The sequence below is a fragment of the Thalassotalea crassostreae genome (assembly GCF_001831495.1).
In the GTDB taxonomy this organism is placed as follows: Bacteria; Pseudomonadota; Gammaproteobacteria; order Enterobacterales; family Alteromonadaceae; genus Thalassotalea_A; species Thalassotalea_A crassostreae.
Genome location: NZ_CP017689.1, coordinates 3,144,433 through 3,165,743 on the forward strand (window position 1 = coordinate 3,144,433; position 21,311 = coordinate 3,165,743).

Consider the following 21,311-nt stretch of genomic DNA (forward strand, 5'->3'; position numbering starts at 1 on the left):
TGTTTGTATCTAATACGAAATAACTGTTGTTATTGATCACTTTGTTAGTCGCGAATAGACGAAATTAATAAAAAAGCCTCTAGCAATCGCTAGAGGCTAACACCTTCGAGTATGGCATCGAAGAATGCAAAGGAAGCTCGATAGTTAGTTCAGAATCACTGTATCGATCACATGAACGACACCATTGGTTGCGTATATATCTTTAATAACCACATTCGCGCCGCCGATGGTAAGCAATCGAGTATCCGAATCTATAGCAACAGATACTTTCTTATTATTTACTGTCGTTACATCTTCACCGTTAGCAGCATAAGCAGATACTGAGTCAATTTCTGCATCAGCAACAACGTGAGTTAATAACACGCTTGTTAGAGCATCAGTATCTTCAAGTAAGTCTGCTAGCGCTTGCGGATCAATGGCAGCAAATGCAGCGTTGGTTGGCGCAAATACCGTAAACATTGCATCATCATTATCTAACGTCTCGACTAAATTAGCAGCGGCAAGAGCTGTTACGAGAGTTGATAGTTCATCTGTTGCAACTGCGATGTCAGCAATGCTGTCAGTTGGCATACCTTTCATTTTTGGCGGCATAATTACGGTATCGACAACATGTATAACACCATTATCTGCACCAACGTCGGCTGCGGTTACCATTGCGTTGTTTACGTACAAAGATGGATCCATATATGACAGCGCTACCTTATCACCGTTTGCCGTCATTACAGTATTTGATATAGATTGAGCGGTAGTGATTGCATCGCTAGCCATTACTTCGTTAGCAAGAACATGATATAAAAGAATATCTGTTAATGCAGGGATATCAGCTAGAAGCTCATCAACTTTACCTTCAGGTAGTTTTGCAAAAGCAGCATCTGTAGGTGCAAATACGGTGTAATCTGTATCTAAGTCGTCAAGCACCATATCTAGGCCAGTTGCTTTAAGCGCTGCAACCAAAGTAGTGAAGTTACCATTGGCAACGGCAACATCTACCAGGCTCATTCGTGGTTCAGGAATATCTAAGTCACCAACGATAACAGTGTCGATTACATGAATTACACCGTTAGTTGTATAAATATCTTTCTTTACTACATTAGCACCACCAATCATTAACATACCGGTATCAGCATCGATCATCACGTCAATTTTCGCTTCCGAAACGGTGGGTAACATTTTTCCATTTTCAGCGTATGCTGAAACTGAGTCAATCTCGGCACCCGCGACAACATGTTGTAGTAACAAGGCTGAAAGCGCGTCTGTGTCACCTAAGATTTGGTCTAATACATCTGCATCGATTTTTGCGAATGCATCATTAGTTGGAGCAAACACAGTAAAAGTTGCTTCTTCATTAGCCAAGGTGTCAACTAAGTTGGCAGCAGTTAATGCAGCAACTAAGGTTGAGAAGTTTTCGTCTGCTAAAGCCACTTCAACAATGCTCATATCAGGCATGTCTTTCATCTCAGGAGGTAAAATTACATTATCAATGACGTGAATAACACCATTGTCAGCCATTACGTCTGCCGCAGAAATTTTAGCACCATTAACGAACAGCATTGAATCAGCGAAAGAAAGGGCTACTTTATCGCCATTAGCCATAGTCACTTGATTATCCATAGATTGCGCAACACTAATCGCACCATCTGACATTACTTCACCTGATAAAACGTGGTAAAGAAGAATATTCGATAAAGCTTCAGCATCATTTAATAGTCTCTCAACTTCGCCTTCAGGCAATTTAGCAAACGCAGCATCCGTTGGAGCAAAGACAGTATAATCTGTATCAAGGTCTGCTAATACTTGGTCTAAACCAGTGGCTTGAAGCGCAGTGGCAAGTACCGTGAAGTTTCCATTATCAACGGCTACATCGACAAGACTCATTGCAGGGGCTGGTACATCAACATCGCCAATGACGACTGCATCAATAACATGAATTACACCATTGGTGGTGTAGATATCCTTCATTACAATATTTGCTCCACCGAACATTAGCATGTCAGTAACGCTGTTTATTTTAAGGTTTACTTTCGCAGGAGAAGCTGTATCTACCATGGTACCATTGAGTGAATAAGCCGTGATTGAATTTACCGCTGCACCGCTTACTACGTGTTGCAATAATATATCTGATAGTACGTCGGTATTAGCAAGAAGTGTGTCGATTGTCTCATCACCTATCAATGCAAATGCATCATCTGTCGGTGCGAAAACAGTATATGTAGCGCTTTCATCCGATAAAACGGCATCTAAACCTGTCGCCTGCAATGCAGCTACAAGCGTAGTAAAGCTACCGGCAGCTACAGCAGTATCAACAATATTTGCTGTAGGCTCCACCATATCTTCTGGTGGAATTAATACCGCATCAATTACGTGAATGATACCATTGTCGGTCATGATGTCCGTGGCGGTCACCGTCACGGTATTAACCAATAGTGAATCGCCATCTAACGACAAACCAATAAAATCTTCATTCGCTGTTTGAACAGTTGAACCAGCGCTTGAAATAGCAGCCGATGCAGGTACTTCACCAGGAATAACATGGTATAACAGGATGTCTGATAATTTATCAGGATCATCAAGAAGATTGTTAATTGCTTCATCACCTAACAATGCAAATGCTGCATCTGTGGGTGCGAAAACAGTATATGTACTGTCGGGATCATCAAGCACGGCATCAAGCCCTGTTGCTTCTAACGCCGCGACTAGCGTTGTAAAATTACCATTATCTACTGCTGCATCAACAATGGTGGTGTCCATAGCAGCACCTTGTACGACGTCATCACTAATATCGTTATCGCTATCGCTGCCACATGCGGTGATGACAGAAGCCATCATTAAGGGTAATATAATCTTATTGATCCCTTTCATTTTTTTATCCTCTCTGAAATTACGTTGCAGTGTTTTCTACGAGGATGATTTTGAAAGGGATCACATTTTATTAATTTTTCGCCAAACTCTGTTTATTTTTCAGCCAGCAAATAAACAATAATCATTTGTTCTAGAAAGGATTTAATGAATATCCTTGCTGCTGTAAAATAGCGTGTGCAGTCATTGCTGAAAGCGCGATTTTCACATTATTATTAATATCAGATTGCGATATTTTCATGTAAGCCGCTGATTGTCCGCAGAGCACTATTTTTACATTATTTTCCGCTAATAAATTTAGCAACTCGGTGTTCGGATTTGGACTCGAATATTTAGCTTGATATGCTTTATCATTGAGAATATCAAAGCCAGCTTTACCATGAATAACCAGCGCTAATTCTATATTTTTTTGTGGTACGCCTGCACGCACATGCATGTTTATAAACCGAGCTAATGATTCAATACGGCGATTAACCTTGTTCTTGCTCCCCTGCTCGGCAATATCAAAAGCGACTTTAAATTTTTGTGTTTTAGGATTTGATAACCCGCCTTCAACAATAAAATTTGGACCATAATCTTTAAACACTGGACCATTGCTCATCTCATTATTGGCCGTAGCCGAAAGACTAACTACCCCAAAGAAGATAATAGGGATTAACGTGAGCTTTTTAAATTGATGCATAGCATACTCCAAACTAATGATATTATTGAGAATACCAGTTCATCTTAGTGATTAGAAGAATGTATCGCCGCTAATCAAAGGTATAGGAGTAACAAACTTTAACTTTAAGATGTTATTAAGACATATATAATGATTTCGTTATACATTCTTGACTAATGTTTAGCTAACGTTTTATCTAACGCTTAAACTATGACGATAAATAGCTAAACCCAAAACTTTATTATGGAAACTAGATGTACGTTGAAAACTTGATTATCGGTGGAGGTATCTCAGGCTTGTTATGTGCGAGTCAGCTAGAACAGATTGGATTACCCTATTCTCTGTTAGAAGCGAAAGCTGAACTTGGCGGCCGAATTTTTGGGATTGAAGATAAAGAAACCAGTCAAAACCAATGTCAAAGTCAAAAAAAGAATCATTATCATGACTTAGGACCCACTTGGATTTTTCCACATCAACGACACATTCAGCAGTTGTTAAAGCAAATGAATATCCCCTACTTTAATCAATACACCCAAGGTCCAGCGTTGTTTGAAAAACAAGGTGAACAAGGAATATTCAAAACTGAAGGTGCTGGTGCTATGGAAAGTTATCGCGTGCAAGGAGGTATGACACAAATCATAGAAAATCTTATTCAGTGTTTAGACGCCGGCAAAATAAAAAATCAGTCTGTAGTTACAAATGCCACTAGAAGGGATGGAAAATGGCATATCACCTTTATGCATCATAACAAAGAACTTAATATTGAAACTAAAAATCTCATTTTGGCATTACCACCAAGAATGATAACAAAGCATTTGAACGCTCAAGAATGGGCTTCAAAAGAACTATTTAGCGCACTAGAACAAGTACCAACATGGATGGCGGCACAAGCGAAATTTATCGCCACTTATAAGCATCCATTCTGGCGCGAACAAGGCCTTTCAGGACAACTATTCAGTCAACAAGGGCCGATGCAAGAAATGCATGACGCTAGTGCCGATGATGTTCCACCTTATGCGTTGTTTGGTTTTATTGGGCTCCCTGCGAACTACCGAGCACAATTTTCCGACGAACAAATAGAGCAAGCTTGTTTAGCACAATTGCATAAGATTTACGGTGAGCAAGCAACACGAACAGAATCTACTTTTCTAAAAGATTGGGCTACAGACGGATATTCAACATCAGAACTCGATATTAAAGAGCCTGCACAACACCCAAATTTTGCTATAGAAAACCATGAAAAAGAGCTTAGAAGTAAAAATTTATATTTAGCGGGTAGTGAATTTTCTGATATCGATGCAGGTTATTTAGAAGGCGCAGTTTGTGCAGTAAGCAAAGTTATTGAACAAATTAAACTAAACTGAGTTAACCAATACTAAATACGACGTTCGAACTTAATATAAATCATGGAACTAACAATGAAAGTAGCTGCAGAATTTAATAATCGAGAAATAGTACACACTAATACTGTACCTTGGGTGCCCTCACCAATGCCCGGTGTTGATAGAAGAATATTGGATCGTGTTGGCGGCGAAGTTGCAAGAGCAACAAGCATTGTTCGTTATGCGCCAGGTAGCAATTTTTCACCGCATGTACATACTGGTGGCGAAGAGTTTATCGTGCTTGAAGGCATATTTCAGGATGAACATGGTGACTTTCCTGTTGGCTCTTATATTCGAAATCCTCCGCAATCAAGCCACACTCCAAGGTCGGATAACGGTTGTATTATTTTAGTTAAACTTTGGCAATTTCAGCCCGAAGATAGAACCCATGTTCGCTTGCAAATGAATGCTATGGCAAAAGTTGCAATCCCGAACGCAACTGGTGTTTATACAACGCCATTATTCAAAGATCATATCGAAGAGGTATCACTACTCCATTTTGATGCCTACGCTGAGCTTGAGTTCAAAGCTGGGGGCGGTGCAGAGCTATTTGTACTCGCCGGCGACATCACCGAACAGCAAGATCAATTAGGTTTGCATAGCTGGGCGAGAATTCCGATAGGTCAAAAGTTAAAACTTAAAGCAGGTAAAGAAGGCGCAAAAATTTGGCTCAAAACAGGTCACTTAAGTGATGTGGAAAAGCAAATAAAACGAGTTGAAAATGCATAAGCAATACATACTTTAAACTGTGCACTGCAAAACTCTAGATTTTATTGCTGTTCTGTTTGATACCTATGTTCTAGAAAAAGAATACTATCTTCAGTCATTTTATATGAAACATTGAGGGACTCGAGCATACAATCGCCAAACAACAGTTCTTCATTAATAGTTTGTTTTTTTGAGTCAATATTGAGTATTAAAATTTCCGCCAGAAGATTAGTTTCTTGTACTACTTGTTCACGCAGGTTTTGAGGATAAACTACGCGCATAAAGTAGTCTTTATTACCTTCTTTAATGACTGCTGTTTCCAATATGAGAAGATCAGGTTCAACATCGTTAGCCCAACCTTGGAAGATGTGATTAAAACCAGAACCCGCTAATTTCGGGTGCGTAGACTCGGCAATTAAAGTCCCGAATTTATTGGTTTCAGCCTTGTTTGATGTCTGAAGTTTTTGTTTATACTTTTCCAGTCCTAAAGTGCAATCATCAAACTTATCAACAACATTGTCTTTGGCGTTAACAGATGAAATCAGCGCAACCGAAGACAACGACACAATGAAAAGCACTTTTACTAATTGTTTTATATTATTCATCAATTTTGCTGATACTCCGCAGTGGTGACATATATCTCATATTCTAAGGTGACAACATAGGCTTTAAATTCATTATGTACATCGACTAATGTCGCTATGGACTCATCAATATAACAATTTTTTAGCATTGCTTCGATTTTCTTTCTGTCGTTTACCGTGGTGTAAGAATCTACGACTTTAGATTAGTGGAAAAGATAACCTGTACAGGGTAATAGTGAAAAATATTTATCACAGCGTTCAATTTTTTAGCAAAGTCACGTGGCTCAAGCAACTGTATATAGCTCACACCAACAAAACTAAATATTAAAATATCTAATCCGACTATTATTTTCTCATTGTTTCTACCCTAACGTGACTACTTGTATATTTTTAAGGTATTTAGTCAGTTTTAAATCAAGACTTAATCCTAGTACCTAGATTTAAGTTCCTGAATCTAAGTATCTAATTTCATTTTCAAGGCAATTTTACCATTCGCTTTACTGATCACATTAGTGACCTCTTGAGAGCAATTTTTACAGACGAACACTAATTGAAATTTCCATTCATCTTCGCTAAGTCCTATTGGCATATCATTCGCAAAGCCACTCGCCGAAAATGCAGAATGACCACAGGCATCACATTTATAATTAAATCGTGCAACCATATCTATTATCCTCTGTACGTAGAAAATTTTCGAAATTCGTTAGCTAAACGTTTAAACATTAATAACTTATCAAAGGAAAAAGCGAATAGCCATGTTGAATACTTCAGCTAGTTGATTAATTTAGTTCTTCTGACGACTTAAACAAAAAAACCAGCAAATGCCGGTTTATAAGATAGGGGGTATTTAGAATTTCAAAATTGAAATATCTAGATTAGTGCGACTCCTGTGCTCTTAATTGTTTTAAAAGCTCTGAAAATTCAGTCATGTTCATTGGTTTAAATTTCACTGGTACGCCAGATTTAAATGCGTTCAAAATATTATCAGCCATTTTTTTTCCAATTAAGTTGTCTATATATATAACTTAACTTCTCGACTGGTTATTATCTGTCCTTATTTGTATTAATTTGTAACCCCGAATTAGAAGCACAAAAAAACCAGCTAATAAGCTGGTTTAATGTTTTCTTACTCGTGGTGAGGAGTAAGAAATGGTACCGGTGGGCGGACTCGAACCGCCACGCCGTGAGGCAACGGATTTTGAATCTGAAAACTACGGTTTAAAGCGGCATAGTACCGCCTAAAGACATAGTTTTCAAGCAAATCGAGTTTAACTAAATCAAAGCGAATGAATACAGGTTTGCACATCATTGCACACATTTTTAAAATTTATTTCTCAAGTTACTGAATCAGTGACTTGTAGAACATGTGTTATCGAATTCAAAATATCACCATCGCGCTGAATACCGACTAAACTTCCAGAATTTTTATCTATCCATAAATGATTTATTGTATTGAAACAATTTATATCGACTGGGTGCAAGGCATTAGGGTTATGGTACATGATGACGCTTTCAGACCAATCCTCCTCATAATCAGGGTCATCTACATCAGTTGTAAACTGAAGAGGTACAAGGGACTCTGGATCAGGATGTAATTTCATACCAAAGCGCATCATTTTAATATTATCTCCGCCCAATCCGGCCAATTTCCCCATACGATTAAATTTCGTAATAGTGGCTGTATTCGTAAACAATACAGCGCTAATATTTTCAGCATTCTCTGTATTGAAGAAATTTGAAGGTATCGTTTTCCCTTGCCATGTGTGTTGTGAGATCACTTCCTCATATGCAGTTTTCTGCCCGTCTTCTTCTCTAACTCTTGCTCTAGTCCCATATAAGTATTCAACGAGCGCGTTTCTAGACCAGGTCATTGAGCCAGGCATATGATAATCATGAATTGCGATGATTAGGGGCTTACCCTGAACATGTGGCTTTTCCCAATATTTTTTCTGAAGTTTCGAATATAAACTACTGCCGAATTTTATAGGCATATAGTCATTACACAATTCCTGCATTTCCTCATTAGTCTGAGGAGGTGGAGGATCAGGCCTATCTGGATTTCTGCTTGGGTTAACGGTAACGGCTTCTACGCAAACTTCCTTACCAAAATAAGACACTAAATAATCTGGAGCGTTGTAATCTTGATTAAATTCAAACCCAGCATCGTACAAAAATATATATAGGAAGAGCTCCCATAGTCGAGCGTCAAAACCATGGGTTTGAAATTCTTTAATGTAATTACCATCCACATCAACATAACTATATACAGCTTCAATGATTAAATTACGCGCTGCTTCCATTCGTTGCTCATTGGCAAGTACTTTGAAGTATTCGTGCTGTTTATCCTGTGACACAACTGATGCCAAAATATCATGAGGTGGAGTAGTTTCATCTCCCTGTTCATATACATCATTGCCGTCGTTAACAAGAAGCGCCATCTCTTGAACAAGCTTTTGCTCCGCATCTTCTATAGTCGGGTGATTACAGGATATATTCCAAGCGCGAAAAAGCTTTCGGGCATCTCTAACCAAGATAACAAAATTATAATCTTGATCTGCTTTATCTAAAATAAGTGTGGCAAGTACTTTTTTGTTTCCAGCTTCATACCACTTTATTTCATTACTTATAACCCTGACGTGAGGCTGTCTGGCATAGCAGTATGCGTTAAACTGACTCCGTGATATTTCTCTCATTTAAATTCCTTTTGTACAACTAACAGCGTAACAGGCTTAGGCTACAAGCTCAGACCTGCGCCATTCTTCCTTAACCACTCTTTACGCTCACGATAGTCAGGCATTACCTTATCCACTTCATTCCAAAAAGCATCAGAATGATTACGATGATGCATGTGGCATAGTTCATGAACAATGATGTAGTCTATAATCTTTGGTGGTGCCATTATGCACTTCCAATGAAAATTTAGAGCACCTAACTTACTACAACTAGCCCAGCGAAAGCTCATATCTTTTACTTTAATTGATGATGCTGTGACGCCCACCTTAGGCGCATAGTATTTAACCCGCTCACTAATACGTTTTATGCCTTTATCTGAGTAATAAGCTTCAAACGCTTTTTGCGCGGCTTCAGTTCCACCTTTATCAATCAACTTTCGATTTAAACAAAAACGGCCTTCTTTGAGCTTTAATGACTCTTTCTGTTCAGCGATTAATGACAGACGATAAGAACGACCTAGATAAAGGAATGTCTCACCATTAACCCATTCGCGTACAACAGCTGTAGCATTTAAATCACGCCACTCGGCTAAGTTTCTATAAATCCACATGCGCTTACTTTCAACAACTGCATCAACTTGCTGGGGAGTGTAATTATTAGGTGGACGAACAGCGACAACGCCATTACGCTCAATAACAATATCAGTAGTTTTTCTGTCTGCACCAGGCATTAATTGATAATCAATATCTCGAACTCTTCTAGCGTTCATAATTCATTACCTCCATTGGGACCTTTAATTAAAGCATCATGTCTATTCTTGGCCAACTTCATGATCTCAATAGCAACCCGTTCTCGATTGTGTTTAAGCTCTTGAATACCCGTTAGCGTTAATGCTGTTTTTATTTCACTACGTGTTTTCTTTTGTTTATTGGGATTGTTCCAAAAGTCGATGCTACCAATGCTTGTTTGCAATGTATCAACAATAGCCTCCATCAATACTTTCATTTTAGCTTTAGAGTCAGAAGGCACCTTGCCACCTTCAAAGGCTTCATTGGCAATATGCTCATAAAAGGTAGTTGCTTCTTTGCTCATACCTTCTTCGCCTTGCTTACGACCTTCCATAGCCTCAGTGCGCAACTTCTCAAGCTCTTCAGCAAGCTTTTCCCACTGATCTTGATATTGGTCTATCAAGTTCTCAACTTTCTCCGAAAGACTCTTATAAAAGCCAGGGTCTTCTTCATGATGAATAGTACAGTGCTTACGAATAGCATGTTCCATCTCACTAGCTTTAGCTTCAGCATTGCCCCCAGAGTTTTTATTAAGGTTTTCAATAAAGCTTTCAGAAAACAACTCAACAGGATCAACCTTTGGGTTAATGCCTAAGTTCACTAAATGCTCATTGATTAGGTCTTTTACCTTAGCACCTGCATCACCTAAATTAAGGCTAGTATCTTTATAACGCTCTTTAGTTACACGCAATATGTAACCTAAACGTTTAGCTGGGACACGATATTTATGCGCAACTTGGTGAGGTAAAATAATGTCTAAACTCATTAAGAATTTTTTCAAATAAACATCGAAATCAGCACGTATTTTTTCGTCTTTAAGTAATTTAACAGCTTCATGAACTACCGCAGCATCAGCTTCAATATTGGGTAATTCGCCTTCAATAAACTCACGTACTTCTTGTACTTTATGCTGAGCAAATAATTGTAAAATGCGTTGGTATCTCTCTTCCAAAACAGGCATTTCAGAAGTAATACTTTTTAAACTATCTGTCAGCTCCTGTTGCTCATCTGCCGCAGCATACAATGTTAAAGCATCGGTTAGGTTTTCTGTTAAACCTATGTAGTCAACAACATAGCCTCGACTCTTTCCTTTCTTAACTCGGTTTGTACGAGCTATTGCTTGCAGCAATGTATGTTCACTGAGTTTTTTGTCGATATACATCACTTGTTCGATAGGAGCATCGAAACCCGTAAGCAACATGTCACAAACTATTAAGAATGCTATCCCTGTATTAGCTTTATCAGGGTCTTTCATATCAAACGATTTACAAAAGTTATCTACAGCATTCCATTCGCGTGCTTGTTTTCTAGCACTCGTTATATAAGCGGCCTCATTAGTACCGTCACCAGAAATAACAACAGCGGCCTTTAAAAATTCAACTCGTTTAATTTGTTCAAGGTCTGGTGTAGTTTCAGCTTTTAATTTCTCAACATGTGCTTTTAATGCTGCATGAATTGCTTCTTGATATCGAATAGCCGCTAGCTTTGAAAAACATACGACTTGTGCTTTAAATTGATTAGGATAAATATGCTCTAAGTAATGTTTAACTATATCCTTAGCAATAGCATTTATTCGGTTTTCGGCTTCCTGAATATCACCCGTTGCACCATACTTTTTCTTAATGGCTAATAACTCTTCATCAGTACGATCTTTAAACAGGTTTTCAAAACGTGTTTCAAAGCCGTGCTTATCATTTAAAGCATCATCAGAGGTACGGCCTTCATATAAAATTTGCAAAGTTGTGCCATCTTTAACTGCATCCATTAACTTATATTCATCAATGTATGAGCCAAAGCGTTTATGGGTTTTCTTTGAACCATGGCGCTCTGTGATTAGCGGCGTACCGGTAAACGCAATACGGGCGGCGTTAGGAAAGGCTTCAAATATATTATCGCCTAGATCTGAACCTTGAGTACGATGAGCCTCATCAATCATTAAAACAATACGCGATGAATTATTTACAACACCAAATGATTGTTTCGTGGGTATTGCTTGATACGTGCCTAAAGCCTCTGCCACAGAATTAGGCAAGGTTTCATCTCGCAACTGAAATTTGTGTACCATTACCATATTAATGTCAGAACTATCAGTTGAAAGGTGCTCGCGTAATGTTTTATTACTGTCTATGGTATTTACACGACCACCAATAATCGTTGCGGTAACCGCTAACTGATCTTCAAGATCTACTCGGTCATTTATGAGTAATATTTTATAATCGTTTAAGTCACGTGAAGCTCGAAGCATACGAGCAACAAATACCATAGTTAAGCTTTTACCTGAACCTTGGGTATGCCAAACAACGCCACTTTTATCTTCAACTGTTTTACCATCCCGCAAACGACCAATAATTTTGTTAGCAGCTCTAAATTGCTGATAACGACAAACCACTTTAATACGTGGACCACCGTCAGTATCCATAAACACTGAACAAGTTCTTAGCATGTTCAGCAGGTTCGTTTTGTTGAGCATGCTATTAATAAGCTGTTGTTGCTGATTCCATCCCTCAGCAACTTCGTCTTTTTGTGGCCATTGAGCTTTCCACGGGTAGTAATGTTCATCACCTGATGTGATAGTGCCGTAGTCAGCTTCGACACCGCTAGTGCGTATAAGCATCATTGAAGTGTGAAATAACTTGGGTTCACCTTCTTTTAAACCATGTTCATGTGTCGCTTTACGCTTATTCATATAGCGCTGAAGCTGTTCAAAGGCTTCTGCCATAGGGTTGGCGCAAGTTGGTCCACCTTTTTTGCATTCAACCACAATTAGTGGAATGCCATTAACAAACAAAACGATATCAGGAATGATGAATTGTTTTACACAACCAGGGGTATCAATACGAAATTGATTAATTGCATGAAAGGTGTTTTTTTCAGGGTTAATAAAATCAATCAACTTAACTATCGGATCTTGTTCGCCCGTCACCTCATTAACATCTACCTGAGATTTAAAGAGCAATTTTTGAATCGCTTCATTCGCTTCAAGTAAAGTTCTATTTGGTTGGCGAGATATCTGATCTTGTAGGTCTTGTATCTGTTTATCGGTTAACCAAGATTTGCCTGAACTGGTTGTATTAATGGTTGAAACTGCTTTAGAAAAGACGTCAGGTAATAACCATTGACGAAAGTTATAGCGCAAGCTTTTCTTTGGGTCTTGAGGTATACCTTCGCCTTGATCTATACTCGTCCAATCAAGCTCAGCTAATTGCTGAAGGAATGGCTGCTCAACTTCCGTATATTCAGACATTACTTATCTCTTCATAAGGAAAAAGTTCACTCATAAGTCCAATTTTAATTTTCCTGAATTTTACAAGCTTTTCTTCTTCAATGTGAATTATCCTGGTTATCGAATCGATTCTACTCTCTATCAATTTTTGTTCTTCAGTGGATGGAATGTATATTGGTACTTCTTTTAACCTGTTTATTGAGAGTTCCATCCTTGTAGAGCCAACTACTATTTTCATTAACTCTTTTTGCATATATTCACTTTGAATTAAATACTTCAAAAATTTACTTCGAACACCTTCAATAGGCCTTATTTTAGCAACATCTCTACTGACGTTTCCTACAAAGCCTTTTGGGGCAACGTCAACTCGCCCAACTGTAGCTTTAACTGAAAGTAAAACATCCCCTTCTTTTATTCGGCTCCTCACATATTTTTTTTCAATCGAGTGAGATGAACGATGTAATTTATCGTAATTTCCTTTCAAGTTATGTATTGCGATAATCGGAACGCCACCCCAGTCATGAGCACCAGGCTGAACTAAGCCGTAACAAATAGGATGATTATCCTGAGTAATATCACCAAGAGTCGTTTTATGCCAACATTTTGGCAGCCATGTAAATGACGTTTTTTGATAAAGATCTGGGGCAACTTTAATATCTGGTCGTAATTTCAAAGAAGAATCTATTCCTCTTGAAAGTAAATCTTGCATTATTCCTGTTTGAATATTTTGATATTTAATTATCAATGATTGAGTTGATTTTATTTGTTTGTCGATTTGCTCAATGAATGTACCAAACTTTTCATGTTGATCTATTGGAGGGAGTTCAACTTCGGTATTTAGCAATACCTGATTTGTAAAATTAAGTTGAGACTCAGCCATTCCTGTTGTCAGAGAATCAATATATCTCTGGACTTTCTCAGAAGAAAGTGCAGCCGCTAACACTCTATAATCAACAAGTCTCTGATCAGGACGAAGTCCTATCATTTTACCACTTACCATTAAATGTGGCGGAGTTTCGTCTACATAAACGACAACCCCCACACGGCTTCTTGGTCCTGCCTTTGTGATTAATACATCTTTATCCTTAACTTGGATCGATTTATCGTTCCAAAAAATTTTAGGAGGTACTTTATGAGCGTTAGGATTCCATCCATTCCAAACAACAGCAGTAGTTTTAAGAAGTCCCCATTCACTATGACTTGCCATCTGTCTTTCTTCACAAGTAGGACTTGGCCCTGACATATGGTGTGATATCAAATCTTTAACTTTACGCTTAGTCCAACCTTTATTCATAACCTAACTCCGTTAAGAATGCTTGCAGTTGCTCCGTTGCTAAATCACGTTCATCCTCAATGAACTTTGCTGTTAAAGCATATTTTGACCACAAATTTTCAATAGCTTGTACACATGCGCGTTGGTCAGCTAAAAAGTATTTTTTGTATGTATTTATTAAAGTGTTTTCTAACCGATTAATGATTACAATACGAGCTTCGTCATCAGAAATTTTTCTTCGAGCACTTTCAACCAAGTCATCGCGTTTTTCTTCAATTTTTTTAATACTCGCGTTAATGCTTTTTACTTCATCTTCTAGCAATTTTTGACGTGAAAGAGTCAAATCAATTACCTGACTTCGCTCAAGGGCTAGTTTCCCTTGTTTTATACATTCCAGTATAGGATTCAAATATTCTGATTCAAACTGTATTTGGGTCGCTAAATTAACAATGCGATGGCCATTTTCAAACTGAGGATCTTTTTGTCCAAGTCCTTCTACACAATAAAAAGCTTTTTTGGCCCCTTGAGGCAAAGAATTGGCTGTTTGAATTTCGATAAAGGTATTTGTAATTAACGCTTTTAACCTTTTAAGGTGGATTTTCCATTCTGCATTTAATTCCTTTAATTCTGCCTTCATAGCTTTTACTTCATCAGAAGGCATAACGCCTGTATCTTCTGAATCCTCAAAGTCTTCTTCGTTTGCAGCTGAAAAAAGGGTTTGTAATTCAGCTAGTCGTTTTTGAGATTGTTCAAGCTCTTTCAATACCTCCGGAAATTGACTCTGTAATATATCTTGCTCTGGAATCAATTCTGAGCCCCAACCACTTGCTGCGATAGATTTAAAATCAGCTTTGAGTCCATCAACATAATTGGCAAAAGCACCCCGTACTTGTGATGAGGTTAATAAATCTTGGTCTGCTAATTCTTTTTCAATACTGGCAAGCAACTGGCTGCGCATAACATAAACATTGTTACCATGCCTGTCGTTTTGGTTTTCAGGATCAGGGGCCAATGCTTCAACGATGGGTAAATTGGATTTCCACCATAATTTAATTTGTTGAATTAATTGTTCATGCCGTGAGATGACACTTTGGTGAGTTGTTACGAAGCCAGTGATGCTACTCTTGTCTGCAATAACTGGCGCTAAATCGACATACATGTCATCTCTCGGTATAAATGCATCATCACGTATTTGTGGATAATTCATCCAATAGTGTTCTAAGTTATTAATCTCCGTAATTGGAATACCTCCACTCAAATGAGCACTTACATCATGTGGTTCAGGTGCAGGAGCATTATCTACGTAACGGCGAATATTACAGTTATAGTCTTCTTGAGCAATCTCAGTATGAGGTACAAGTCGCGCGTAAGCATGGATATTACTATTTGAACGATAAGCATGGATGATTTTATCAATATCTTCAGGTCGCAAATGATTCTGTGCTTTTCCTTCTCGAAATTCGCGGTCTGCATTAATAAATAAAATATGATCACGACTCGCGGCTCCCGCTTTATTCATAACTAAAATACATGCAGGAATACCAGTACCATAAAATAAGTTACCAGGTAATCCAATAATTGCTTCTAAATAGCCATTAGTAATAAAATGCTTGCGAGCATCGCGCTCTTCAGCACCTCTGAATAACACGCCATGTGGCATAACTGTTGCTAATCGCCCATCATGCTTGAGTACAGAAAGCATATGCTGAACAAACATTAAGTCTGCCTTTTTTCCCTTTTCAGGTAACCAAACATTGAAGCGTCCAGGATTTTCTATATCTTTCTTAATATAATTTTGACTAAACGGTGGATTGGCTACGACGCGATGAAATCGTTTTAATTCATTATCTTCGTCAAAGTGTTGCGGCTTCCTTAATGTATCTTCCTGACGAATATCTGCATGTGAAATTCCATGTAATAGCATGTTCATTTTGCAAATTGACCAAGTCGTTCCAATTTTCTCTTGCCCGTATAGTTCTAATTCTTCAGAGTCTGAACCGTTTTCTCGTAAGTAATCTCGCATTTGAATCAGCATACCACCAGAACCAACTGTAGGATCGTAAACTCTCATTCCTTCTTGGGGGTCACATATTTCAACGCAAAGACGAACAACCTCAGCTGGAGTGTAGAATTCACCTGCTTTTTTTCCTGCGGAATCAGCGAAGTGCTTTATCAACCATTCATAAGCAGCACCAAGCAAATCAGGGAATTCAAAATCTTCATCTTTAAGTGGGATTTTTTCAAAGTTCTGTACAAAATCGGCAAGAGTGTCGTCGTCTAATGTTCGAGAACCAATCTTACGGTTAAAATTAATACCTTTAAGTACATCTTGCAGTGCTTCTATGTTTGCATCCTCAATTGCTTCTAAGGCTTTGTTTAATGTAGTACCTACATTCTCTTTAGTATGTTTTAAAGCGGGGCGATGTTCGATGATACTGATACCATCTTTGGTGACTTCTTCGTCCCAACCTTCATTCCAACGTGCTCGTGGTGGAACAAAGAAATACTTGCCTGCGTAATTATCTGGGTCATTGAGTTCAATCTCAATATCATCACCAGACATCCCTTGTGCTTCTTTTTCTGCTTTTATTTCAGCTCTTCGTTGATCGAATAAATCGCTTGCCCGTTTTAGAAAAAGCATACCAAAAATATATTCTTTATATTCAGTGGCGTCCATACTTCCACGTAGATCGTCACATGCTGTAAGGAGAAGATTTTCAAGACGCGATAGGGTAAGTTTTAATTTCATTTGACAGTCTCTAGTTATTGTTCTTTTGAGCTTCAATCCAAGCCTCAAGGTCTTCGCGTTTGAAACGCCATGCACCACCAACTTTAAAGCCTGGCAGTTTGCCTTCAGCGACTAAACGGTACGCCGTTTTTTCAGTTAACTTTAAATACTCCGCAACTTCTTGGAGCGTCTGAATTTGATCGGTCATGAGATAAGCTCTAAATATGATTAAATAGAGCTTATGAGAAAATTAGGGAGTAAACAAGAATATTGCACTTTTATTTACACATATGCATTCAATTACCCAATAATAGCTGAAAGCTACGTCGGATTGTTTGTCCGTCGCCCTTCGAAAGTTCAACTAATCCAACTCCAAACTAACAACAGTCCATATTATTGATGCAATTTATTCATCATTAGTAAGACATTAAACAAGTTCGTTTAATGTCTATTGCAGTAATGCTGGTTGTTAATCGTAGTTTTATAGAAACGAGCATTAAATTTGATATATATTCAAACTTGACTAAGCTTCACTGTATAAATTTCAACCATAACTAACCGAAAGTCTAAAAATACGTAGTATTTGGATTAAGATTGTTTTCAATAAGGAATTAGAAAATGACTCGACTATACTCCTTTATATTTTTATTTATCAGCTTTAGCTGTGCTGGAAAACAAAATAGTTGTGAATATATAACTCATATCCTTAAAGATTCTTGGTCTAATTTTCAGAAAATCAGCTCTAAAACCGAAACAGATTTATCAAAGATATCAACTCATTACGGGTATGGTTCATCAAAGGAGTACATTTCAAAAATAATATTGCCAGGTGCAAGTGAATGCCTCATTGATATTAGTAAAGAAAGTAATGAATTCGAATGTGAATGGGATTACGGGGATAATTTCGAACAAGCAGTAGCCGGTTACTTTAATTTAATGCAAACAATAGGAAAATGCAAAAGTACTTTTCAAGGTGTGTGGGACGTAGACAACTATGTTGGACGTGGAAGCTATTCTATTAGAAAAAAGTTTGAAGTTCTTGCTCAAGATGTTTTTGAAGGCAAACTGACAGAGCGAGCAGCAATTAATAATCAAGCACTAAATATCATCGAACTCAATACAAATGATGAGCCTGAGAAGTATTTCGATTTTACTTATGAACGAATTGAATACATCCAAAGAGGCACAACTAGAGATCACTCTATTAGAGTAAAAATTATAGATATCAGAGGTAGCTACTTTTTATATTTTTCATTAGAAAGTTTTGAAATTTAAAAGGAATTATGTGTATGAGTTCAAAATTAAAATTTTGTTTTCTTTGTACTATTTTCATAACCAAGGTTTCATTCGGTAATGGAGTTTGTAAAGATTTTGACATGTTAGTTAACGAATCAGAAAAGTTAACAACAAATTTTTTCAGTCAAGGCTATAAGAGAATGAATAAAGAAGTTAAGTTCAAAGCTATAGATCTTAAATGTAATTTGTCTATAGAAAGTGAACTTAATATCAATAACCCTTTAGGGGTTAAATTAATAAATTTTAGACAAAACATAGATTGCCCGATGTTAACTGATATACAGATTCAAAAAATTAAATCTAGTATTTCAAAAAATCAGTGTGAAAACTTTACATTCGAAGATCGAAGCGACGATGACTTATATGTGTTGTTAAGAAATAAAAAATACATACCTAGTTTGGAGTTTTTAAAAAACACTAACAATGGCCGTACCATTCCTGCTATTTCAATAATTTCGGGAAAGTATAGATCAATGTATAGCCCTGAAATTGTTGTTAAAAAAGAAATAAATTTTGGTTCAAAGCAATATGCTTCTAAATATAATATAGAACAATGGACTCAACAGAGAAAAATAGACAGCAATTATTGCGGACCAATTAAAACTGTTCTCAATAATCTAATCGATAATGAATATGCTTTACTTAATGGACTAGGAAACGAAAATGGCAATAAATATATAAATGAAAAAGAGTATAGTTATCGTTCATTGAGTAGCTCAAGAAAAGACAAAACAAGTCAATCAAGAGATACAGTATTCAAATTACCAAACGCGAAAGAATGTAAATATTCAATAGACGTTGAAGGTCAATATGAAAATTTTGACGAGTTAAAAAATGCACCTTTAATTGAAAAGTCGTACCGCTGTAAATGGCTCTTTGGATCAGCAAAAAATGCACAAGAAACATTATATGACTTTGGTAGCATGATTGATATGTGTGTAGTGGGGAATGAAGAACTAAACTATACACTTAATATTTCAAAATATAAAAAGAATAAAAAGACAATCGAAGAGAATTTTCAGAAAGAATCAAAAAATAAAATTAGTGTAAATGCATACGGTTATGAGTTATCAACAAGAAAAAACTCTTACGAATTGGTTTTTAAGTTTGATTTTGAACCAAAGAAAAATTAATTATAAGTGATCTTGGTATGAACAGAAGGATTTTTGTAAAACTGGTTTATTCTTACTTGGCTAGTACTGCTATTTGTCACAGATGCTTTGCCAGTGAAAGTGGATGGCCCCAAAAAGGTGTGACCGGAAAATCTAATAAAGGAGAATATGTTGATCCTTCTTTAATTGGAGATGCGAGCTGGCCATCGCCAACTATCTCAAAAACGAATGATTTTCTAAATAAAAAAGTGGGGTGTGCCTTAAAGGGTGCTGAATCATCAGAATTTAGAGACCAGATTAAAATAGTTAACTCTTCTGGTAATTCGGACGTAGACAGAATGATGCGTTTTGAAACTAATGTTATGCGCGATTTTATCGGAGTAAATCCTAAGTTTGCATTTTTTGATGATGGTAGCTCTCCGAATGCTTTTGCCACTCCAGAAAAGTTGTTAGGCGGAGGAGATGGTACTGTGATATTTGGTAAAAATTTATTATGGGATCAAGTCAATAAAAGAGGGAAAAATATAGCTCAATGGAGCACTGCAATTGTAGGGATTATGGCACATGAATGGGCTCATATAAAGCAATTTAAAATGGGCATCAACGTTGATGGAAAACAGCAGGAGTTACATAGTGATTTCGTTGCAGGATGGTTATTAGCAATAAAGGCTTCCGGTGGTAGAAGCTTTAACATAAAAGCTTTAGCCAATTCTCTTTACGAAATTGGAGATGAGAATTTTAACAGTCCTAACCACCATGGAACACCAAACGAGCGTGTTAATGCAATGTGGGCTGGTTGGAATCAAGTATTTAGGTATAATGTCATAAATGGTCACTACGCATTTATGAACGGCTTAAAGTACGTAGGCTTAGTTTAAGTTTTAGTCCCCTTCTCTATTCTGAATTAGTAGCTGTAATTTTTTAGTTTGTTCAATACACTTTTATTTCTAGTTGCTATTGCTAAATCACGAATCAATTTTATTGGATCTAAATTTTTCACGCCCTTTACTTTTAACTTACCTAGGTGTTTACAAAATCTTTCATCTTGACTCCCTTTTCTAATAGATTTATTGCTAGCTGTTAAATCACTCAATGCACCATTCAAATCCCCGCTAATAGCCTTATTTAAAATGGCTTTGGAAGAAGCGTTTGGTTGTCTAGCTTCTAAAAAATAACTAAACATCATGTAATCGCCTATTGGTAAACCAATATAGAATTTAGCTTTACCATAGTAACCCCAGTCATCTAAAAGCTTTTTAATTATTTCCACATCCTTATGCGACTTTTCTCTCGCTATCTCATAAATTTTAGATTCATAGTTGTAGCCGCTTTCGTATGTACTATATGCAACTTCCTTATTAATATGCTCTGCATACCATTGAGCTTGGTCATGTTCTAATCGTTTTTGATGTTCTATATCTACTTCATTCATAATTTCATCAAGCTCCTCTTCCGTAAAAACAAAACCAAAAATTTCTAAAGTTAAAGGCTCTTGTTTTTTACTACTCATATTCATCACCAATACTTTCTAATATTCGAATGGAATTTTGTAAGGAAATTAACTCAAGTCTTGCTAGGTCCGTTTTAAGGCTTTCTAATTCTGAGTTGTCGATAGGCTTGAGTGTTGGTATTGAACGTTTTAATACTTCTTTGATAGCCCACTCTTCTCCATTATTCAGAGCACTTTCCAATTGTTTTATTGCAGATTTCGTTAACGATAATGGTAATGACTTGGACGTTTTTTTGGGACGCCCTTTAGGGTTTAAACTGCTGCCTTTTATCAACCTACCTTTATTATCTCTTTGGGTCGTCATTTTCTCACCTGATAATTACTAGCTAAAACTCGAAGAACTAGACAGTACATTCGGTTTTACACATCAACATGCACATATTTTATAATTAACATTAAAATATCAACTAGCTACATATGATTTAATATCCGATTCGTCACTAGCACATTTCTTTCTTAATAATAGAGTTCCTCACTCAACTCATACCTATACGCATGAGTTGAGTGATAATAATCA

18 protein-coding genes are annotated in these 21,311 nt (G+C 37.1%); 5 read left to right on the top strand and 13 right to left on the bottom strand.

What is annotated here, in order from left to right; genetic code table 11:
* Nucleotides 1-144: 144 nt before the first annotated feature.
* On the bottom strand, nt 145-2,859 hold the full coding sequence (locus LT090_RS16855; protein WP_082897120.1) for a fasciclin domain-containing protein: 2,715 nt from the start codon (nt 2,857-2,859) through the stop codon (nt 145-147).
* Between the two features lie 130 nt (nt 2,860-2,989).
* Nucleotides 2,990-3,538, bottom strand: a complete 549-nt coding sequence (locus LT090_RS13645) for a DsrE family protein (protein WP_068545921.1) — start codon at nt 3,536-3,538, stop codon at nt 2,990-2,992.
* Nucleotides 3,539-3,771: 233 nt separating this feature from the next.
* Here LT090_RS13645 and LT090_RS13650 point away from each other — a divergent pair, with 233 nt between their 5' ends.
* Both LT090_RS13650 and LT090_RS13655 read left to right on the top strand, forming a co-directional pair.
* Nucleotides 3,772-4,881, top strand: a complete 1,110-nt coding sequence (locus tag LT090_RS13650; protein ID WP_068545920.1) for a flavin monoamine oxidase family protein — start codon at nt 3,772-3,774, stop codon at nt 4,879-4,881.
* 54 nt (nt 4,882-4,935) lie between these two features.
* Nucleotides 4,936-5,628 (top strand): cupin domain-containing protein, encoded by a 693-nt coding sequence (locus LT090_RS13655; RefSeq protein WP_082897119.1) that lies wholly within the window; start codon nt 4,936-4,938, stop codon nt 5,626-5,628.
* A gap of 41 nt (nt 5,629-5,669) precedes the next feature.
* On the opposite strand, the gene LT090_RS13660 is transcribed toward LT090_RS13655, so the two are convergent.
* The 9 genes from LT090_RS13660 to mads1 form a co-directional block, all read right to left on the bottom strand.
* A complete protein-coding gene (locus LT090_RS13660) occupies nt 5,670-6,212 on the bottom strand; it encodes a hypothetical protein (RefSeq protein WP_068545919.1) in 543 nt (180 codons plus the stop codon).
* Nucleotides 6,212-6,340: a hypothetical protein gene (locus LT090_RS17220; RefSeq protein ID WP_257785271.1), complete on the bottom strand. Its 129-nt coding sequence runs from the start codon at nt 6,338-6,340 to the stop codon at nt 6,212-6,214. The genes LT090_RS13660 and LT090_RS17220 overlap by 1 nt, the downstream gene beginning before the upstream one ends.
* Before the next feature lie 305 nt (nt 6,341-6,645).
* On the bottom strand, nt 6,646-6,855 hold the full coding sequence (locus LT090_RS13665) for a hypothetical protein (protein WP_068545918.1): 210 nt from the start codon (nt 6,853-6,855) through the stop codon (nt 6,646-6,648).
* A 670-nt stretch (nt 6,856-7,525) separates the two neighbouring features.
* The gene (locus tag LT090_RS13670) at nt 7,526-8,884 is read right to left on the bottom strand and encodes a hypothetical protein (RefSeq protein WP_082897118.1); all 1,359 of its coding nucleotides are present in this window, start codon (nt 8,882-8,884) and stop codon (nt 7,526-7,528) included.
* Nucleotides 8,885-8,925: 41 nt separating this feature from the next.
* The gene (locus LT090_RS13675) at nt 8,926-9,633 is read right to left on the bottom strand and encodes a M48 family metallopeptidase (RefSeq protein ID WP_068545917.1); all 708 of its coding nucleotides are present in this window, start codon (nt 9,631-9,633) and stop codon (nt 8,926-8,928) included.
* Nucleotides 9,630-12,896 (bottom strand): type I restriction endonuclease subunit R, encoded by a 3,267-nt coding sequence (locus tag LT090_RS13680; RefSeq protein WP_068545916.1) that lies wholly within the window; start codon nt 12,894-12,896, stop codon nt 9,630-9,632. The genes LT090_RS13675 and LT090_RS13680 overlap by 4 nt, the downstream gene beginning before the upstream one ends.
* Nucleotides 12,889-14,169 carry a restriction endonuclease subunit S gene (locus LT090_RS13685; RefSeq protein ID WP_068545915.1) on the bottom strand — a complete coding sequence of 427 codons (1,281 nt, stop codon included), beginning with the start codon at nt 14,167-14,169 and terminating at the stop codon, nt 12,889-12,891. The genes LT090_RS13680 and LT090_RS13685 overlap by 8 nt, the downstream gene beginning before the upstream one ends.
* On the bottom strand, nt 14,162-16,897 hold the full coding sequence (locus tag LT090_RS13690) for a type I restriction-modification system subunit M (RefSeq protein WP_068545914.1): 2,736 nt from the start codon (nt 16,895-16,897) through the stop codon (nt 14,162-14,164). Before LT090_RS13690 ends, LT090_RS13685 begins: the two co-directional genes overlap by 8 nt.
* Before the next feature lie 10 nt (nt 16,898-16,907).
* Nucleotides 16,908-17,084 carry a methylation-associated defense system helix-turn-helix domain-containing protein MAD1 gene (gene mads1, locus LT090_RS13695; RefSeq protein ID WP_068545913.1) on the bottom strand — a complete coding sequence of 59 codons (177 nt, stop codon included), beginning with the start codon at nt 17,082-17,084 and terminating at the stop codon, nt 16,908-16,910.
* Between the two features lie 410 nt (nt 17,085-17,494).
* Here mads1 and LT090_RS13700 point away from each other — a divergent pair, with 410 nt between their 5' ends.
* The 3 genes from LT090_RS13700 to LT090_RS13710 are packed head-to-tail and all read left to right on the top strand — an operon-like array spanning nt 17,495 to nt 20,162.
* The gene (locus LT090_RS13700; RefSeq protein WP_068545912.1) at nt 17,495-18,151 is read left to right on the top strand and encodes a hypothetical protein; all 657 of its coding nucleotides are present in this window, start codon (nt 17,495-17,497) and stop codon (nt 18,149-18,151) included.
* A 14-nt stretch (nt 18,152-18,165) separates the two neighbouring features.
* The gene (locus tag LT090_RS13705; RefSeq protein ID WP_068545911.1) at nt 18,166-19,305 is read left to right on the top strand and encodes a hypothetical protein; all 1,140 of its coding nucleotides are present in this window, start codon (nt 18,166-18,168) and stop codon (nt 19,303-19,305) included.
* A 17-nt stretch (nt 19,306-19,322) separates the two neighbouring features.
* Nucleotides 19,323-20,162, top strand: coding sequence for a hypothetical protein (locus LT090_RS13710; RefSeq protein WP_068545910.1), 840 nt, complete (start codon nt 19,323-19,325; stop codon nt 20,160-20,162).
* A 26-nt stretch (nt 20,163-20,188) separates the two neighbouring features.
* Here LT090_RS13710 and LT090_RS13715 read toward each other — a convergent pair whose 3' ends face one another.
* Complete coding sequence (locus LT090_RS13715) at nt 20,189-20,794, bottom strand: hypothetical protein (protein ID WP_070795989.1); 606 nt, start codon at nt 20,792-20,794, stop codon at nt 20,189-20,191.
* Nucleotides 20,787-21,098, bottom strand: a complete 312-nt coding sequence (locus LT090_RS13720) for a hypothetical protein (RefSeq protein ID WP_068545908.1) — start codon at nt 21,096-21,098, stop codon at nt 20,787-20,789. Before LT090_RS13720 ends, LT090_RS13715 begins: the two co-directional genes overlap by 8 nt.
* Between the last annotated feature and the right edge of the window lie 213 nt (nt 21,099-21,311).

What these genes read in the sequence shown, in the direction of transcription:
- LT090_RS13665 (WP_068545918.1), bottom strand. Translation starts at nt 6,855, where the DNA reads ATGGTTGCACGATTTAATTATAAATGTGATGCCTGTGGTCATTCTGCA.
- LT090_RS13690 (WP_068545914.1), bottom strand. Translation starts at nt 16,897, where the DNA reads ATGAAATTAAAACTTACCCTATCGCGTCTTGAAAATCTTCTCCTTACA.
- LT090_RS13680 (WP_068545916.1), bottom strand. Translation starts at nt 12,896, where the DNA reads ATGTCTGAATATACGGAAGTTGAGCAGCCATTCCTTCAGCAATTAGCT.
- LT090_RS16855 (WP_082897120.1), bottom strand. Translation starts at nt 2,859, where the DNA reads ATGAAAGGGATCAATAAGATTATATTACCCTTAATGATGGCTTCTGTC.
- LT090_RS13700 (WP_068545912.1), top strand. Translation starts at nt 17,495, where the DNA reads ATGACTCGACTATACTCCTTTATATTTTTATTTATCAGCTTTAGCTGT.
- LT090_RS13685 (WP_068545915.1), bottom strand. Translation starts at nt 14,169, where the DNA reads ATGAATAAAGGTTGGACTAAGCGTAAAGTTAAAGATTTGATATCACAC.
- LT090_RS13645 (WP_068545921.1), bottom strand. Translation starts at nt 3,538, where the DNA reads ATGCATCAATTTAAAAAGCTCACGTTAATCCCTATTATCTTCTTTGGG.
- LT090_RS17220 (WP_257785271.1), bottom strand. Translation starts at nt 6,340, where the DNA reads ATGCTAAAAAATTGTTATATTGATGAGTCCATAGCGACATTAGTCGAT.
- LT090_RS13660 (WP_068545919.1), bottom strand. Translation starts at nt 6,212, where the DNA reads ATGAATAATATAAAACAATTAGTAAAAGTGCTTTTCATTGTGTCGTTG.
- LT090_RS13675 (WP_068545917.1), bottom strand. Translation starts at nt 9,633, where the DNA reads ATGAACGCTAGAAGAGTTCGAGATATTGATTATCAATTAATGCCTGGT.
- LT090_RS13705 (WP_068545911.1), top strand. Translation starts at nt 18,166, where the DNA reads ATGAGTTCAAAATTAAAATTTTGTTTTCTTTGTACTATTTTCATAACC.
- LT090_RS13710 (WP_068545910.1), top strand. Translation starts at nt 19,323, where the DNA reads ATGAACAGAAGGATTTTTGTAAAACTGGTTTATTCTTACTTGGCTAGT.
- LT090_RS13720 (WP_068545908.1), bottom strand. Translation starts at nt 21,098, where the DNA reads ATGACGACCCAAAGAGATAATAAAGGTAGGTTGATAAAAGGCAGCAGT.
- LT090_RS13670 (WP_082897118.1), bottom strand. Translation starts at nt 8,884, where the DNA reads ATGAGAGAAATATCACGGAGTCAGTTTAACGCATACTGCTATGCCAGA.
- LT090_RS13650 (WP_068545920.1), top strand. Translation starts at nt 3,772, where the DNA reads ATGTACGTTGAAAACTTGATTATCGGTGGAGGTATCTCAGGCTTGTTA.
- LT090_RS13655 (WP_082897119.1), top strand. Translation starts at nt 4,936, where the DNA reads ATGAAAGTAGCTGCAGAATTTAATAATCGAGAAATAGTACACACTAAT.
- LT090_RS13715 (WP_070795989.1), bottom strand. Translation starts at nt 20,794, where the DNA reads ATGAGTAGTAAAAAACAAGAGCCTTTAACTTTAGAAATTTTTGGTTTT.
- mads1 (WP_068545913.1), bottom strand. Translation starts at nt 17,084, where the DNA reads ATGACCGATCAAATTCAGACGCTCCAAGAAGTTGCGGAGTATTTAAAG.